Origin of the sequence: Flavobacterium sasangense DSM 21067 (genome assembly GCF_000686885.1) — a bacterium.
Taxonomy (GTDB): Bacteria; Bacteroidota; Bacteroidia; order Flavobacteriales; family Flavobacteriaceae; genus Flavobacterium; species Flavobacterium sasangense.
In genome coordinates this window covers 171,455-187,114 of the sequence record NZ_JMLU01000001.1, presented here as the reverse complement: position 1 = coordinate 187,114, position 15,660 = coordinate 171,455, and the positions used below count along the sequence as shown (strand labels likewise).

12 protein-coding genes and 2 tRNA genes are annotated in these 15,660 nt (G+C 30.1%); 4 read left to right on the top strand and 10 right to left on the bottom strand.

The features are described from left to right. Window positions 1-40 precede the first annotated feature (40 nt). Entirely contained in the window at window positions 41-2,659 is a 2,619-nt protein-coding gene (locus BP92_RS0100910; protein WP_026724310.1) for an AsmA-like C-terminal region-containing protein, read from the bottom strand. Between the two features lie 142 nt (window positions 2,660-2,801). Then, complete coding sequence (gene sppA / locus BP92_RS0100905; protein ID WP_026724309.1) at window positions 2,802-4,568, bottom strand: signal peptide peptidase SppA; 1,767 nt, start codon at window positions 4,566-4,568, stop codon at window positions 2,802-2,804. A 115-nt stretch (window positions 4,569-4,683) separates the two neighbouring features. Here sppA and folK point away from each other — a divergent pair, with 115 nt between their 5' ends. Further along, on the top strand, window positions 4,684-5,820 hold the full coding sequence (gene folK / locus BP92_RS0100900) for a 2-amino-4-hydroxy-6-hydroxymethyldihydropteridine diphosphokinase (RefSeq protein WP_026724308.1): 1,137 nt from the start codon (window positions 4,684-4,686) through the stop codon (window positions 5,818-5,820). 103 nt (window positions 5,821-5,923) lie between these two features. Here folK and BP92_RS0100895 read toward each other — a convergent pair whose 3' ends face one another. Then, window positions 5,924-6,451 (bottom strand): RNA methyltransferase, encoded by a 528-nt coding sequence (locus tag BP92_RS0100895; RefSeq protein WP_026724307.1) that lies wholly within the window; start codon window positions 6,449-6,451, stop codon window positions 5,924-5,926. A 60-nt stretch (window positions 6,452-6,511) separates the two neighbouring features. Next, a complete protein-coding gene (locus BP92_RS16610) occupies window positions 6,512-7,237 on the bottom strand; it encodes a GLPGLI family protein (RefSeq protein WP_026724306.1) in 726 nt (241 codons plus the stop codon). Window positions 7,238-7,469: 232 nt separating this feature from the next. Between BP92_RS16610 and mutS the strand changes: the two genes are divergently transcribed. Continuing rightward, window positions 7,470-10,037, top strand: coding sequence for a DNA mismatch repair protein MutS (gene mutS, locus BP92_RS0100885; RefSeq protein WP_051604351.1), 2,568 nt, complete (start codon window positions 7,470-7,472; stop codon window positions 10,035-10,037). A gap of 2 nt (window positions 10,038-10,039) precedes the next feature. On the opposite strand, the gene BP92_RS0100880 is transcribed toward mutS, so the two are convergent. From BP92_RS0100880 to BP92_RS0100870, 3 genes are read right to left on the bottom strand one after another with little or no spacing between them, the layout of a single operon-like run. Continuing rightward, complete coding sequence (locus BP92_RS0100880) at window positions 10,040-12,685, bottom strand: carboxypeptidase-like regulatory domain-containing protein (protein ID WP_026724304.1); 2,646 nt, start codon at window positions 12,683-12,685, stop codon at window positions 10,040-10,042. Further along, a complete protein-coding gene (locus tag BP92_RS16605) occupies window positions 12,675-13,382 on the bottom strand; it encodes a GLPGLI family protein (protein ID WP_026724303.1) in 708 nt (235 codons plus the stop codon). The genes BP92_RS0100880 and BP92_RS16605 overlap by 11 nt, the downstream gene beginning before the upstream one ends. A 43-nt stretch (window positions 13,383-13,425) precedes the next feature. Further along, window positions 13,426-13,671 carry a hypothetical protein gene (locus BP92_RS0100870; RefSeq protein WP_026724302.1) on the bottom strand — a complete coding sequence of 82 codons (246 nt, stop codon included), beginning with the start codon at window positions 13,669-13,671 and terminating at the stop codon, window positions 13,426-13,428. A 281-nt stretch (window positions 13,672-13,952) separates the two neighbouring features. Here BP92_RS0100870 and BP92_RS0100865 point away from each other — a divergent pair. Beyond that, window positions 13,953-14,025, top strand: a tRNA-Gly gene (locus BP92_RS0100865). A gap of 17 nt (window positions 14,026-14,042) precedes the next feature. Then, window positions 14,043-14,128, top strand: a tRNA-Leu gene (locus BP92_RS0100860). 204 nt (window positions 14,129-14,332) lie between these two features. On the opposite strand, the gene BP92_RS0100855 is transcribed toward BP92_RS0100860, so the two are convergent. From BP92_RS0100855 to BP92_RS0100845, 3 genes are all read right to left on the bottom strand, one after another. Continuing rightward, window positions 14,333-14,623 (bottom strand): hypothetical protein, encoded by a 291-nt coding sequence (locus tag BP92_RS0100855; protein WP_026724301.1) that lies wholly within the window; start codon window positions 14,621-14,623, stop codon window positions 14,333-14,335. Continuing rightward, window positions 14,620-14,919, bottom strand: a complete 300-nt coding sequence (locus BP92_RS15585) for a hypothetical protein (protein ID WP_051604338.1) — start codon at window positions 14,917-14,919, stop codon at window positions 14,620-14,622. Before BP92_RS15585 ends, BP92_RS0100855 begins: the two co-directional genes overlap by 4 nt. 65 nt (window positions 14,920-14,984) lie before the next feature. After that, window positions 14,985-15,656 carry a hypothetical protein gene (locus BP92_RS0100845; protein WP_026724300.1) on the bottom strand — a complete coding sequence of 224 codons (672 nt, stop codon included), beginning with the start codon at window positions 15,654-15,656 and terminating at the stop codon, window positions 14,985-14,987. Window positions 15,657-15,660 lie beyond the last annotated feature (4 nt).

Sequence of the window (15,660 nt, the reverse complement as noted above, 5' to 3'; positions counted from 1 at the left end):
AAAGAAACCCTTTCAATTTTGAAAGGGTTTCTTTTTTTAATTATTCTTTTTTCTTCTTGCCAAATAAATCCTTTAAAGCTCCGGTTGCTTTGTCTTTTACCGTGTTTTTAATTTCTTCTTTAGGTGTGGTTTTGGTTTTTGAAGTATCTGTTGCAGTTGTAGTGGTTCCAGAAGTATTGCCTTTGGTTCCATTCAACATATTGTTTAATGCATTCGTGCCTTGATTCACATATTTCTCTTTCTGCATTTTAACCAATTGCGTAGTCAAATTTGTGGTCGATTGTTTTAAATCGGAATTAAACTTTGGTTGCGAAAAGTTACCTGTCATCAATCCATTTACTGGAATGCTGGTTATTTGTTTTTGGTCGGCAGGTGTTAATTTCGCAATTAAATTAGTTACGTCTTTACCTAAATATTTCACCGGAACATCAAATTTCAAATTGTAATTCATCGTTTGATCAAAACCATGACTTCCACCAACATTCACTGTAATGTCTTGGTATTTAATGTCAAAAGGTTTTACATTAACTTTTCCATCTTTAAAAGATAAAGCCGCTTTTACATCGTTTAAGTTTACTTTACTCATGTCGATGAATTTTAAGTTAGAACTTAAAGAAGTTAGCATTGCAGAGTTCTTTTCATTGATAGTAGTTGATAATAATTGCCCAAATAAATCACCAGAAATGGTTTTTAAGTTAGGCGTCATATCGTTTTGTAAATCTCCAGAAAGTTTGATGGTCGAATTTAGTTTTCCATTAATTACACCAGCAATTGGAGCAATCGATTTTAACATGTCTAATTGGGTAAACGATTCTGCAATATTGACTTTATCTAAACCTAAATTCATATTGAAAGTAGGTGTTTTCCCTTTAGTTGAAACCGTTCCGGTTAAACCAATATTTCCACCAAAAACACCCATTTTTAAATTGTTTAGGGTTACCGCTTCATCTTTGATAAGCATAGTTCCTGAAACATCTTTCAAATTTAAATTGTCATAAACTACAGTTCCAGCTTTTGCTGTAATACTGCAATCTAAAAAAGAAGGAATTTTAACCGCTTCAGTAGTTTTTTTACCTTCTTCTGAAACAGTTGTAGTAGGTGCCATGAAATCAGAGACTACTAATTTGGTCGAATTCATATTGAATTTCCCTTTCAAGATTTGATTTTTGAATAGGAATCCGTAGAAATTATCCAATGTTCCATTTACTTGAATATCAGACGAACCTGTTTTAGCGTCAAACTTACTTAAGTTGATGTGGTTTGGATTGAACGCTACATTAGCTTGATTAATCTTGAATGGTTTTGCCATTTCTGGACCTTCGTAATTGAATCCTGTTAAACTCACAGTTCCCGAATTTTGTATGTTTTGATACTGACTTTTCTCAACTGATTGCATGTCGAATTTTGTTTTTACATCGGCTTTTAGAATTCCAGTTAGCGGTTTGTCTAATTTTACTGGATATGCTTTGGTAACATTTGCTAAATTGATGGTTCCTTTTAATTCGGCATCCACTAAAGCATTTGTGGCAATATTTTTCACAATTGCCTTCGCATTAAAAACGTCTTGATCAATAGCAAATGACAATTGGTGTAAATTCACATAAGTGTCATTCATTAAACCGGTTTCGTTAATAATATGAGTATCAATTACAATCTTTTTTACCGATTTTGGTAAATCTGGATATTGGAACGAGGCATTATTCGAAGCAATTTTCACATCAAAAGCTGGAATTGTAGTTTCGGTTAAATTTCCTTTTACTTTTCCATCTACTGAAAATTGTCCGGTTGTTTTTACTTTGTTGATATCGCCTGAATAAGCTGCTGGAATTAATCCCAAGAAGTTTTTGAAATCAGAAGTTGGTGTTTTGAATGTTAAGTTATAGGTTTGACCTGCTTCCACCATTTGAATAAAACCATTAAATTCTAATGGTAATTGGTTAATTAAAGCTTTGTTGTTTTTGAATTCGTATTTGCTTTTTTCTAAATCAATTCCTAAAACAGCATCTAAAGTGATTCCTACATTGTTCATGTAGTTCATTTTCTCCATTTCAAAAGAAAGTTTAGCTTTGGTTTTAGTTTCCAAATCTAATTTTTGAGCAGCAAAATTTCCTTTTCCTTCATGGTAAATGCTGTCTAAAACCATTTTCATGTTCGAACCTTCATCAATATAACTGAATTTAAGATTCTCAACACCATATTTTTGTATGTCTAAAGAAAAAGGTTTGCTTTCAGAAGGTTTTTTTTCTTCTGCTTCTTTTAGTGCGATATCAAAATTACCAAGACCTTCTTTGTTAAAAATGATGTTCACAATTCCGTCAACGGCGCTAAAACTTTCTAAGCTCATGGTTTCACCATCTCCTTTAAAAAGTTCTTTTACACTCATAGTTACATTAGTTTCTCCAGCATACAAAAGCGTATCGCCAGCAAAAGGGGCTTTGTTTATGATGCTCAGCTTATCAATGGTAACATGAGCTTTTGGAAAACTCTTTAATAAACTTAAGTCTACATCTTCGAATGCAATGTTAGCATTTACATTTTCGTTTAATGTTTTAGCTATCATTTCCTTGATTTTGTCTTTAAACAAAAATGGAGCGGCTGCTAATGCTATAATGGTTACCAAAAGAAATATTCCTAAACCTTTTAAAACTTTCTTTAACATGATAGTGTAATTAGGGATGATTAAAATTCAATGATACAAAAGTAATACCAATTGTAAATTTAAGTATTAATTTTAAGTGAATATGTAAAAAAAATCCCAAAAAAACATTTTGTCTTTGGGATTTTAGTGTTTATAGTAAAGATTAATGAATCTCAATTTCATAAGGCATCATGGCTTGGATACCTTTTCTGCTTTTTACTCGTTTGATTTGTTCTAGCATTTGAAAGCCTTCTACACCTAATTGTTCTTTTAACAATTGCTCTTTAGTTTTAAACATCGCCATTCCGGTGAAATTGGCAAGTAAATCTTCAAAGCTTTTTTCGTATTCTGGGAAGTTTTCGGTTCTATACGAATTTGTTTTTCCAAGTTTTGCTGCATATTTAATGGCTGTATCTAAACCACCAATTTCGTCAACGAGTCCAAGTTTTTGTGCATCTACTCCTGTCCAAACTCTTCCTTGTGCAATGGCATCAACTTGTTCAGTGGTCATTTTTCTTCCATCAGCTACACGTTGTAAAAAAGTAGCGTATGTTTTTTCGATGCTTTCTAAAATATACCCTTTGAAGTTTTCGTCAATAGGTTCAAAAATACTGTAACCACTAGCGTTTTCATGCGTTTTTACTTGTTCGGCGTTAATTCCGATGTTTTTACCTAATTGGTTCATGTTGGGTAACATTCCGAAAACTCCAATAGAACCTGTAATCGTGTTTGGTTCTGCGAAAATTCGATCGGCATTAGCTGCAATGTAATATCCTCCAGAAGCGGCATAATTCCCCATAGAAACTACAACAGGCTTTGTTTTTTTAGTTATTTCAATTTCTCTCCAAATTAACTCTGAAGTCAAAGCACTTCCACCTGGGCTATTTACGCGTAATACAATAGCTTTTACATCATCATTTTCACGTGCTTCTTGTAAAGAACGTTTGATAGAACCTTCACCAATTACGTTTACATCTCCTTCGCCACCTGCAATTTCACCTTGAGCATAAATTACGGCAATTATATCTTTTTTAGAGTAATCTTCAACTGTTGAAGCGGCAGTTTTTGCATAATCTGTGATACTTACGATATCATATTTTTCTTTTTTGTCAAGCTTTAATTTTGCTCTAATCATATCATGATATTCGTCTTCATAGGCTACTTTATCCACTAATTTATTTGCTAATGCCAAGTCTGGAGTTCTTGCGCCTAACGTATTTGCAATGGCATTTAATTGGGCAATTGATAATTTTCTGCTTTTAGCAATATCTTCTACAATAGTACTCCAAACCGAGTTTAATAAAACCGTCATTTGTTCGCGATTTTCGGAACTCATTTCCTGAGCTAAGAAAGGTTCAACAGCACTTTTGTATTTTCCATGACGAATTACTTCAAACTTAACACCCGATTTTTCTTGTAACTCTTTCATGTAAATAATTTCAGAAGATAATCCTTTGAAATCAACTTCTCCCATTGGGTTTAAATATACTTGATCTGCAACAGAATTTAAATAATATTCGCCTTGTGTGTAAAAATTAGCGTAAGCATAAACAAATTTTCCAGATTTTTTGAAATCTTCCAATTTATCTCGCACTGCTTTGCTTTGGGCTAAACCTAGTTGTGATTGGTTGTTAAGAATAGAAATTCCTTTAATTTTGTCATCGGTTTTAGCCGCTTCAATTGCATTTAAAATATCGGTAACACCATCATGATGCGCTTCAAAGTAATTGAAGTCTTTATAATTGGTTTTTCCAGCATAATCCAAAGATACTTTTGATAAGTCTAATTCAATAACGGAATTGTTTTTTACAGTAACGGTTTCGTCACTGCTTCCTGCAATAACTCCAATTATAATTATACCAAAAAAAGCAATAATACTAAAGACGAAAAGGCCTACTATGGTTGCTAATACATTTCCTAAAAATCTCATTTCAATTTCATTTTAATTTACTGTATAAGTAGTAAAAAGCATAAAATTGTTACATGTTCATAAAAAAATGAAAAAGGTAAATTAGAAGTCTAAAATAGTTTGTTATTTTGCCAATATGAGTCAGCACCAAGTCATTTTATCGTTAGGAAGTAATCAAGGCAATCGATTAGAAACGATTCAGTCTTGTATTGATTTGATTCATAACGAAGTAGCAACAGTTGTAAAGGTTTCCAAAATTTATGAAACACCTGCTTGGGGTTTTGAAAGCGAACCTTTTTATAACGCTGCGATTCTAATTCATACGTCAAAATCGGCTCAAAAAATTTTGAATCAGGTTTTAAAAGTAGAGAAGAAGTTAGGAAGAATTCGTTCTAAAGATTCGGGTTATCAGGCTAGGATAATTGATGTAGATATAATCGCTTTTGATGAAGAGATTATCTCGACCGAAACCTTGCAAATTCCACATCCATTAATGCAGAATCGCAAATTTGTCTTGCAACCCATGATGGATTTAGGGTTGAATTGGGAACATCCAACGTTAAAAAAGTCGGTTGCTCAATTATTATCACAGACTGAAGATACAAGCGAAATAAAAGCAATTCATTCTCTAATTTCTCCAATTGAAAAATTACAATTACAGCAATTCAATTACATCGCGATTGAAGGAAATATTGGAGCAGGAAAAACGACTTTATCAACCAAATTATCGGAAGATTGCAATGCGAAATTAGTCTTAGAACGTTTTGCTGACAATCCGTTTTTGCCAAAGTTTTACAAAGACCAAAGTCGTTACGCGTTTCCATTAGAAATGTCATTTTTAGCCGATAGATACCAACAATTATCAGATGATTTAGCACAATTTGATTTATTCAAAGATTTTGTGGTGGCAGATTATCATATTTTTAAATCATTAATTTTTGCCAAAGTAACGCTTCAAGAAGATGAGTTTCGATTGTACAAAACCATGTTCGACATCATTCATAAAGAAATGCCAAAACCTGATTTGTATGTGTATTTGTATCAAAACACCGATCGTCTTTTGGGAAACATCAAAAAACGTGGTAGAAGTTACGAGCAAGAAATTCCAGCTGATTATTTAGAGAAAATCAATCAAGGGTACTTAGATTACATCAAAACTCAAACTGATTTAAATGTTTTGATTATTGATGTTTCGGATTTAGATTTTGTGAAGAAACAGGAAGATTATGTGTTTTTGTTAAATGAGATTAATGCGAAGATTGAAAAGTATTAAAATCTAGTCTTGTCAAGCTGAATTTATTTCAGCTTCTAAAAGACGAGATGCTGAAACGAGTTCAGCATGACAAATTATGACTCTTTATTCTTTGTTCTTTTTTCTAGCGAAGCTTCTGAAACAAATCCCAAATCACTATTCCAGCACTCACTGAAATGTTCAAAGAATGTTTACTTCCCAACTGCGGAATTTCAATTACACCATCGCTTAAATTAATCGCTTCTTGAGAAACGCCTTTTACTTCGTTTCCAAAAATTAAAGCATATTTGGTATTCGTTTCAGGTTGAAAATCATCCAGCATAATCGCATTTTCAGTTTGCTCCACAGAATACACTTTTACATTTTCTTGTTTCAATTGATTTACCACTTCTAAAACGTCTTTCGCATATTCCCAAGTCACAGTTTCCGTAGCACCAAGAGCTGTTTTGTGAATTTCTTTATTAGGAGGAACGGCCGTAATACCACACAAATAAATCTTTTCAATCAAAAAAGCATCCGAAGTTCTAAAAACCGAACCAATATTATGTAAACTTCTAATGTCGTCTAAGATTACAATAATGGGTGTTTTTTGAGCTTCTTTAAACTCGTTGATGTTTTTGCGTTCTAATTCTGCGTTGGCTAATTTTCTCATTTGTTTGATTTCAATGAACAAAGATAATCGGTTTATTAAAAAACAAAAAATATTTATATTTTACTGTTCTTTTTTGATAATAATAACATTTGGATTGGAAGAAGTATTTTGTTTTTTAAGTGTGTTTATTAATTCATCTGATAGTCTAACAAGTTCATCAAATGAAATAGTGTTTTGATTTGATTTTGGATTGTTGATTTCAGTAATATTTTCTTTTTTTTCAATTCCAATTAATGTAAATTCTCTTGCAGGCAATTGTACTTTGAATATTAACCCTGGTAAACCGTTAAATTTTTCTGGACCAGCATTTATAGGAATGCTTTCAGTATACCAAGCATAGGTTGTAAAACCTCCCCAATTTGTTTTTGCTTTTTTACAAAGTGTATTATTTATAGTTAAAGTATCAGAAGTGATCTCCCAATTAAATTCAATAGGTTTGTCCTCTATATAAAGATAGTCCTTTTTGAACCTTGTTTTGAAAAACATGCTATTTTTATTAAAATTGAAATAAAAATATTTATCATCAGTAGAGGTATATTTTTTATTGTCAAAAGTTCTAAAATTAATTGTTTCATCAGTTGTGTTTTCATAAAAAGAGATTCCATTACTATACACTAAACTATAACTATGAATTTTGTTTCTTAATTCTTCTTGGTGTATTTTAATTTCTAAAGGTAAATCTTTGAAAGTATTTTCATTATTGATTGGTTTTTCAATATAATTTGCTAAATATGTTTGTGAAAAACAACTTAAATTAATCATAAATAGGGTAATTATGTACTTCATTTTTCAGTGTTTGTTTTTTCAAATGTAAATTTTTAAGAATTAATTGAATTGTAATTTGTTGTTAAAATTTTATATTTGAATTTGAACTTGCATTTGAACTTGAAAATTGTTCTTGTCCTTGCCCTTGAAATTGAACTTGATTTTCTTACCTTCGCAAGCATACTTAAAATTACAAATTGTGGCTAAAAAATCTGCAGCAACTCCCGATAAAGCACCCAAGGAAACACCTTTAATGAAGCAATACAACGAGATAAAAAACAAATATCCCGATGCTTGTTTGTTGTTTCGTGTGGGCGATTTTTATGAAACTTTTGGAGAAGATGCGGTGCGTGCGTCACAAATTTTAGGTATCACATTAACCAAACGTGGCGCTGGTTCTGAAACGGAAACGGCTTTGGCAGGATTTCCGCATCATTCCATAAATACGTATTTACCTAAGTTGGTTAAAGCCGGACTTCGAGTGGCGATTTGCGATCAATTAGAAGATCCAAAAATGACAAAAACCATTGTAAAACGAGGAGTTACGGAATTGGTTACGCCTGGAGTTTCGATGAATGATGAGGTGTTACAATCGAAGTCGAACAACTTTTTAGCTTCGGTACATTTTGGGAAAAAATCGGTTGGAGTTTCGTTTTTAGATGTTTCAACAGGCGAATTCTTAGTTTCGCAAGGCAATGAAGAATACATTGATAAACTTTTGCAAAACTTTCGTCCTAGTGAAGTTTTAATTCCGAAACAATTTAAAAATCAGTTTAATTCGGTTTTTGGAGATGATTTTCATACGTTTTTTTTGGAAGATTGGGTGTATAAAGAAGATTATGCCTTAGAAAGTTTGACGAAACATTTTCAAACCAATTCACTAAAAGGCTTTGGTGTAGAAGAATTAACTGAAGGTTTGATTGCATCGGGTGCAATTTTGTATTATTTGTCCGAAACGCAACATAATAAAATTCAACATATTACCAATATCCAGCGTATAGCAGAAGATGCTTACGTTTGGATGGATAAATTTACCATTCGAAATTTAGAATTATATCATAGTTATAATCCAAATGCAGTAACGCTTTTAGATGTGATTGATAAAACGCTTTCGCCAATGGGAGCAAGGCTTTTGAAACGTTGGTTGGCACTTCCGTTGAAAGATATTTCAAAAATTAGAAGTCGTCATGAAGTGATTTCGTATTTGAAAACCAATCCCGAAGTTTTACAACAAATTCAATATCAAATCAAACAAATTTCCGATTTGGAACGTTTGATTTCAAAAGTAGCTACAGGGAAAATTTCGCCAAGAGAAGTTAATTTCTTGAAAGATTCGTTAGACGCAATTATTCCAATAAAAACATTGGCTTTAGGTAGCGATAATGAAGCGTTGCGAGTAATTGGTGATAGTTTACACGCTTGTGAATTATTGAGAGAAAAAATCAAAACCACCATTCAAGAAGACGCTCCTGTAAGTGTGAATAAAGGAAACGCAATTGCGGTTGGAGTTCATCCCGAATTAGATGAGTTAAGAGCTATTTCTTCAACTGGAAAAGGGTATTTGGAGGAATTAGAACAAAGAGAAAGCGCTGCTTCCGGAATTCCTTCTTTGAAAGTGTCTTTCAATAATGTTTTTGGATATTACATCGAAGTAAGAAATACACATAAAGATAAAGTTCCAGCGGAATGGATTCGTAAGCAAACCTTAGTGAATGCTGAGCGTTACATTACAGAGGAATTAAAGGAATACGAATCAAAGATTTTAGGTGCTGAAGAAAAAATCCATCAATTAGAAACGCAGTTGTTTGAACAATTAGTGAATTGGATTGCAACGTATATCAAACACGTTCAGTTGAATGCGAATTTAATCGCACAAATAGATTGTTTGACATCTTTCACGCAATTAGCAATTGATAATAAATACGTTTGTCCTGATTTAGATGAAAGTTTCGATTTGGAAATCAAAGAAGGTCGTCATCCTGTTATTGAGAAACAATTGCCTGTTGGTGTGCCGTATATTTCGAATGATGTGTATTTAGACAGAGAAACCCAGCAAATCATTATGATTACGGGTCCGAATATGTCGGGTAAATCGGCTATTTTGCGTCAAACGGCTTTAATTGTATTGATGGCGCAAATGGGAAGTTTTGTTCCAGCAGAAAGCGTGAGAATGGGTGTGGTGGATAAAATTTTCACCCGAGTAGGAGCGAGCGATAATATTTCGATGGGTGAATCTACTTTTATGGTGGAAATGAATGAAACCGCTTCGATTTTGAATAATATTTCGGAAAGAAGTTTGGTTTTGTTAGATGAAATTGGAAGAGGAACTTCAACTTATGACGGAATTTCGATTGCTTGGGCGATTTCAGAATATCTGCACGAACATCCAAACAAACCGAAAACCCTTTTCGCTACGCATTATCACGAATTAAATGAAATGGAAGTTACGTTTGATAGAATTCAGAATTTCAATGTTTCAGTAAAGGAATTAAAAGATACGGTTTTATTTATCCGTAAATTAGTGAAAGGTGGAAGTGCGCATAGTTTTGGTATTCACGTAGCAAAAATGGCAGGAATGCCTCAAATTGTAATTCAAAAAGCACAAAAATTATTGAAGCAATTAGAAAAAAGACATTCCAGCGAAGAATTATCCGGAATTAAATCGGCAAATGATGAATTACAATTGAGTTTCTTCAATTTAGACGATCCGCTTTTGGAGGATATTAAAGAAGAAATCATGAATATCGATATTAATACTTTAACGCCTGTTGAGGCTTTAATGAAGTTAAATGAAATAAAACGAATGTTGGTAAAAAAGTAATTTTAGAACTTATATTTTAGCTGAAAAAGTACATAACCACTTAAAACGGGTTTTCTTACAAGTTCTGAATAGTTTGAATTACTGTAATTTTCTAAAACATTTACATTATCTATGTTTAAGATATTATTACCAATTAATGAATATTCAAAGTTTGTTTTTTCTTTTGAAAACCTTAAAATTGGGCTAATGTTTAAATAATTAGTTTGTATAGATTGATTTTTGAAATTAAAATAATCAGTATTTAAATTCCAATAGACATTTCTAAATACTTTACCATTTAGTTTACAATATATTTGATATGAGTTTAATTCACTTTTGAAATCGTTATATAAATAGGTGTCGTTAGATGCTTTTATGCCTACATTAAAATAAACTGGAAATTCTTTATATCTTGATTTTATTTCAAACATTCCAGAGAATAAGTGATTTTTAAATTCTACTTCGTCATTATTATTAAGCACTGTTTTGGATAAATTTGTATAAGATGTACTAATAGAAAAAGCGAATGGTAATTTTCGTGGTTGCTTTTCAATGAAAACTAACATGGAATTAAATTTTTCTCCTGAAATTATGCTATTACTAAGAAAAGTAATGTTTTCTGTTGAGATTATGTTATTTTCAATAGATTTTATGTTTCTTCTGTGTGAGGCATTAAATATGAAAGAAAATTTATTTTTAATATCAAAACTAAAATAATTTAAATTATATTGTTGTGAAGGTAAAATACTTGTAGATGCTACATTATAATTATTAGTTACTGTTCGGTAATCTTTTACAATGTCATAAACTAATAAGTTGTCAACATTAGTATTGTTATTTGATAAAGAATTGCTTATTTGTAAAATATTTGTAGAATTAAATCGCGCTTTTAAACTTGCGTTATATCCAAAATAAGAAACAAATTGCGAATTGTTATTAAAATTAATATTGTTAACAGAATAATTTGGTTTAAATGAAATGTCAAAAATAGAGTTAATTTGATATTTGATACTCAAACTTGACGAACTTATAAAATTGTTTAATTTTAAATTATTTATGTTGTCAGAATTATTTAATACTGAATTTAGTTTAGAATTATTAATATTAAGAGTTTGTAAAAATTGAAACGTAAACTTATTTTTTGTGAACTGATATGATCCTAAGTTTTTAAATTCACTTGTTGATTTTTTTGAGTATTGAACTAAGCTATTGTCACTATTTAAGTAATTTGTTGTTAAAAAAACATCATTAGATTTGATTTCCAAATCATTGTTGTTGTTTGAGTTTATGTAGAAGGTTTTAAAATTAAAATAACTATTTTTAATTTTTTTGCTTAAATTATAGGATAAATTGAAAGTTTGATTTTCTAATTGATTGCCCTGATTAATTTCTTTTGAGATAGAATTCGTAAGATTCAGCATATTATTTGTGTTTTTGTTTATATCAAATAAGAAATTGGATTTTATTGTATGAATTGTATTTTCGTTTTTTTTATAAACTAATTTTGCATTTAGTGTTCCAAATGTGTTTTTTTCTATATTTCTTTTATCTTCAATAATTGTTAAATCAGTTTCTAAATCATAATATTTTTGTTCCCTAAATAAATTCAAAGTTTGATTGGAGTTATTTATTATAGAATAAAAATCGAATTTAGTTTTCTTGTTAATGTTATAAATTAAGTTGATTGAATTGAAAATATTTTTTTTAGAAGAAACCCTGTCTTTTGAAGTTAAAAAATTAGGAATGTCATTGAGATTTGAAAAAACAACTTTACTTTCATTGCTTTCCTCTTTTTCTTCTGTTAAATCCAAATAATCATCTATTGAAATAGGATTTTCAGCAATGTTATTTAAGTTTGTTATTACAGAAAATTGAAATTTTTTATTAAAGTTGAAAATTGAATTTTTTATTTTATACTGCCTGTCAAAACCTTTTCCAGCCTCAATAAAACCAGTAACTTTGTTTTTATATTCTTCTTTGATTTTTATGTTAAGAGCCGTTTTTCCAGAATTTTCTTCTTTGTTTAAATTTTCATAGCCAATATAATTTTGTATTAATTCAATGGAATTAATTAAATTAGAAGGTAAATTTTCTGTTGCGATTTGATGCTGGTTTTTATATAAATCTTCACCATCGATTAATAATTTATCAATTGTTTTACCATTTGCAGTAATTTTTCCTTTATCATTTACATTTAATCCAGGTATTTTTTCTATTACATCTTTTAGATTTTCCTCTGTTCCATTTAAAAATTTCTCTACCTTATAGGTTGTGGTGTCTCCTTTTTGAGAAATACCCGAAGATTCAGCTTTTACTATTACCTCTTTTAATTCTTCAATATTTTCAATTAATGTAATTGTGCCAAAATCATTTAAGCCATCATTAATTTTAATTTGCTTTTTTATGGTTTCAAAACCAATAAATGAGATTTTTAATAAAATTTGAGTTTGATTTAATTTTTTTGACAATTCAAATTCTCCATTTGAGTTGCTTGTTGTAAAAAGTAGCGTATTTGAATCATCAAAACTTTTAATTTGAATAGAAGCATTACTAATTGGATTACCATTAGTATCCTCAATTTTTCCTTTGAATGTTTGACCTAAACTTATAAATGGGAATAACAGTATGAATATTCTAAATTTTAAAATCAAATTTGAACTATTTTCCATTCAGAGTATTTGTTTCGTATTCTTTTATAGTTATTGGTTTTGATGCAATTTCAGGTAAAACAATTTCAGTTGTTGTGTTTGAAATTATTTTTATTTTTTCAAACTTTATTATTGTAGTATCGTTATTTTCAATTTGGATTATAAAACCTGGAAGTCCAGAAAAATCAAGAGGACCATCATTAATTGCTATATCTTCACAATACCATGCTACAATGTTAATTGTTCTACTTAGCGACTTTTTAATTGTTGTTGCTTTTTTACAATTATAACCAGAGATAGTTTTACTTTCGTTTTCTAACTTCCATTCGTAAGTTGGTAAATTATCTGATACATAAATTTCAATGTTATTTTTCTCAGAATACACTCTATAATTTGAAGATGTAAAATCTTTGTAATAGAAGCCTTTTTTGGGTCTGTTTGTAACAGATTTAGAAGCAAATTTTTCACCCGGTACTTCTTTGTATTCATTGTAAATGGTGTCTATAAATGTTCCGCCACCTTCTATTAATTCTTGTAAGGATTTATTTTTAGCATATGTATAGCTAAAGTATAATGGTTTTTTTGCACGTTCAGATAATTCACTCGTGTCTCCAACGCCTTTTAAAGGTTGTATAGTATAAATTCCTTTAACTGTTTGTGAATAGCATATTAATGAACAAGTAAAAAGAAGGAAAAAAAATATTTGTTTTGTTTTCATTGTTTTAAATTTAAAACAGGCTTTTTAAAGCCTGTTTAGTTTTTTATAGTGAATACCATCTACATCTGTAAGTAACTGTTATGATAGTGTCACCTGTCATTAAATCAATACTACTATCTCTATCAATTTCATAACAAAACCAAAAATCATCTTCATTTAATTCTTGAGTGTTTGTTAAAATGATTTCTTGATTTTCAATAAAATCATTTACTTTCATTTCATTTGTATTTGCAAAAGCAAATGATGAAATCATAACAGTAGCAATTAAGCTAAAAAATAGTTTTTTCATAATTTATAAAAAATTTAAGATTATGAATTCGAAATAAAAAAAAAAAAAAAATGAAAAACAAGTTTTTTGTGTTAAAATTTCCTACAAGTTTATTTCTGGTTTTTTTGTAATGTATGTTTAAGTAAAATATTTTTAAAATAAATAATTCGTTATCAAAAGGTTATAAAAAAGTTTCAATTTTTATTTAAAAAGTACTTGCAAGAATAAAAATATGTGCTATATTTGCACTCGCAATACGGAACAAGTATAGCAACGTTCTTTAAAAGATTACAATACGAAACGCGAAAATAGCTCAGTTGGTAGAGCGCGACCTTGCCAAGGTCGAGGTCGCGGGTTCGAACCCCGTTTTTCGCTCTATACCAAAAATATTTGCTTGAGTGGTGGAATTGGTAGACACGCTGGACTTAAAATCCAGTGGGTAGTAATGCCCGTGCGGGTTCAAGTCCCGCCTTGAGTACTTTAATTAACCGTAAATAATTGATTATTAATTATTTGCGGTTTTTTTATGCTTTAAAATGTACGATTTTTGTACGGTAACCGATTATTAAACAAAATATTAAGATTATTTTGAGTTTAAAATGAAACTAAAAAATATAAAGATTAACTTTGTTTTTAGTTTCTGCATTGCCTGTAAGATACTATTAAAAACAAAGAGGGAACTTTAATAAGTTCCCTCTTTTGTATTATATGAGCTTTTATTGTTTCTGAAAAATCGGTACTGTAATAATCTAAATATAAATAAACTCATTTTTATATTTCCGTTTTCATCTTTGGAATAACGCCCTTTGTAAAAAGTATTTACAAGTTGTTCAATCTCTGGATTTTTAATTATTACAATATTTGCTTTTTTATCAAAGTCAATAGATTTAAATTCCAGTTGTTCAAACTTCTGTATAAATAGATTTTCAAGTTCGTAAACCTCAGCATCTGTAAATTCTATATGTTTTTTCACGGTTCTAATAATTTGTTTTTTAATACTTCTATTCTACGTTCCCTTTCTTCTTCAGAAAACTCTTCATAGTTTGTAATTGCAATATCTTGTTGCTTCGGTAAAATGTACGGAAGCAACTTTGATAATGCGTTAACTCTCTCTACTGGCTCCAACTTGCTTAATGTAGTTTCTAACTTTTCAATTTGTTTTGTAACTACATTTTGAAGCATTTGTTTTGTTTCTGCTGTGGTGGTGTTAACCTTGTTGGGTGTTCCTTTTTGACGCCCTCCGAATTTTTTTCCTGTTGTATTTGCCATAACTTTTGAAACTATTTTTAATCTACTTTAGTTTAATGCCTTTGGATATTTGAGAGTAATATTTTTTAAATACCTAACTCTTCACGTCTTTTTTTATAGTTAGAAACACCTTTTACTCCCTCAGGATTTATGATCATTACATTGTTTTCGTTATCATATTTTAGTACATGGCTCCCGCTGTAATGCTTATTAATAGATTGTATTCCTGTTTGTTTGAAGATTTCTAAATATTCATTAAATGCTTCGGCTAAATTTTGAGAAACTTGAAAAAGCTTAATTTCTTCTTCTGTTTCTAAGTAGATCCTGCAACATGATTCTAAAATCATTTCTTTGTCTTCTTCACTAATACAAAAACCATTTTCATATGAAATAAATTTTAAGGATAATTTCGGACGGTTTGATGAATAGATTTGTGGTTGAAAACGCTTTGCATTATCAACTGATTTTTTAAATCTTTCAATTACGCTTTCATGGTCTTTAATTGCGTTTTGACGTATTATAGAGCTTGTAATTCCCTGTTTGTCTAATTGATTATTTAGATCTTTAATATAGGATTCGATTTGTTTTGACGCTCCTAATAAAATAATTTGCTTAAAAGTATCATTTGTAAATTCTCCAATTTCTAAGGCTTCAAAACTTGATTTTAGTTCTTTTAGAACTGGCATAAATTGCTTTAAATCTTTAGAGATTTCTACAAATCTCTCTTGGTCTTCTTTGATTAAAATTCTGTTTTTCATGGTG

What these genes read in the sequence shown, in the direction of transcription:
- BP92_RS16610 (WP_026724306.1), bottom strand. Translation starts at nt 7,237, where the DNA reads ATGAAGTACATAATTACCCTATTTATGATTAATTTAAGTTGTTTTTCA.
- sppA (WP_026724309.1), bottom strand. Translation starts at nt 4,568, where the DNA reads ATGAGATTTTTAGGAAATGTATTAGCAACCATAGTAGGCCTTTTCGTC.
- BP92_RS0100880 (WP_026724304.1), bottom strand. Translation starts at nt 12,685, where the DNA reads ATGGAAAATAGTTCAAATTTGATTTTAAAATTTAGAATATTCATACTG.
- BP92_RS16605 (WP_026724303.1), bottom strand. Translation starts at nt 13,382, where the DNA reads ATGAAAACAAAACAAATATTTTTTTTCCTTCTTTTTACTTGTTCATTA.
- BP92_RS0100895 (WP_026724307.1), bottom strand. Translation starts at nt 6,451, where the DNA reads ATGAGAAAATTAGCCAACGCAGAATTAGAACGCAAAAACATCAACGAG.
- mutS (WP_051604351.1), top strand. Translation starts at nt 7,470, where the DNA reads ATGAAGCAATACAACGAGATAAAAAACAAATATCCCGATGCTTGTTTG.
- BP92_RS0100910 (WP_026724310.1), bottom strand. Translation starts at nt 2,659, where the DNA reads ATGTTAAAGAAAGTTTTAAAAGGTTTAGGAATATTTCTTTTGGTAACC.
- BP92_RS15585 (WP_051604338.1), bottom strand. Translation starts at nt 14,919, where the DNA reads ATGGCAAATACAACAGGAAAAAAATTCGGAGGGCGTCAAAAAGGAACA.
- BP92_RS0100870 (WP_026724302.1), bottom strand. Translation starts at nt 13,671, where the DNA reads ATGAAAAAACTATTTTTTAGCTTAATTGCTACTGTTATGATTTCATCA.
- folK (WP_026724308.1), top strand. Translation starts at nt 4,684, where the DNA reads ATGAGTCAGCACCAAGTCATTTTATCGTTAGGAAGTAATCAAGGCAAT.
- BP92_RS0100845 (WP_026724300.1), bottom strand. Translation starts at nt 15,656, where the DNA reads ATGAAAAACAGAATTTTAATCAAAGAAGACCAAGAGAGATTTGTAGAA.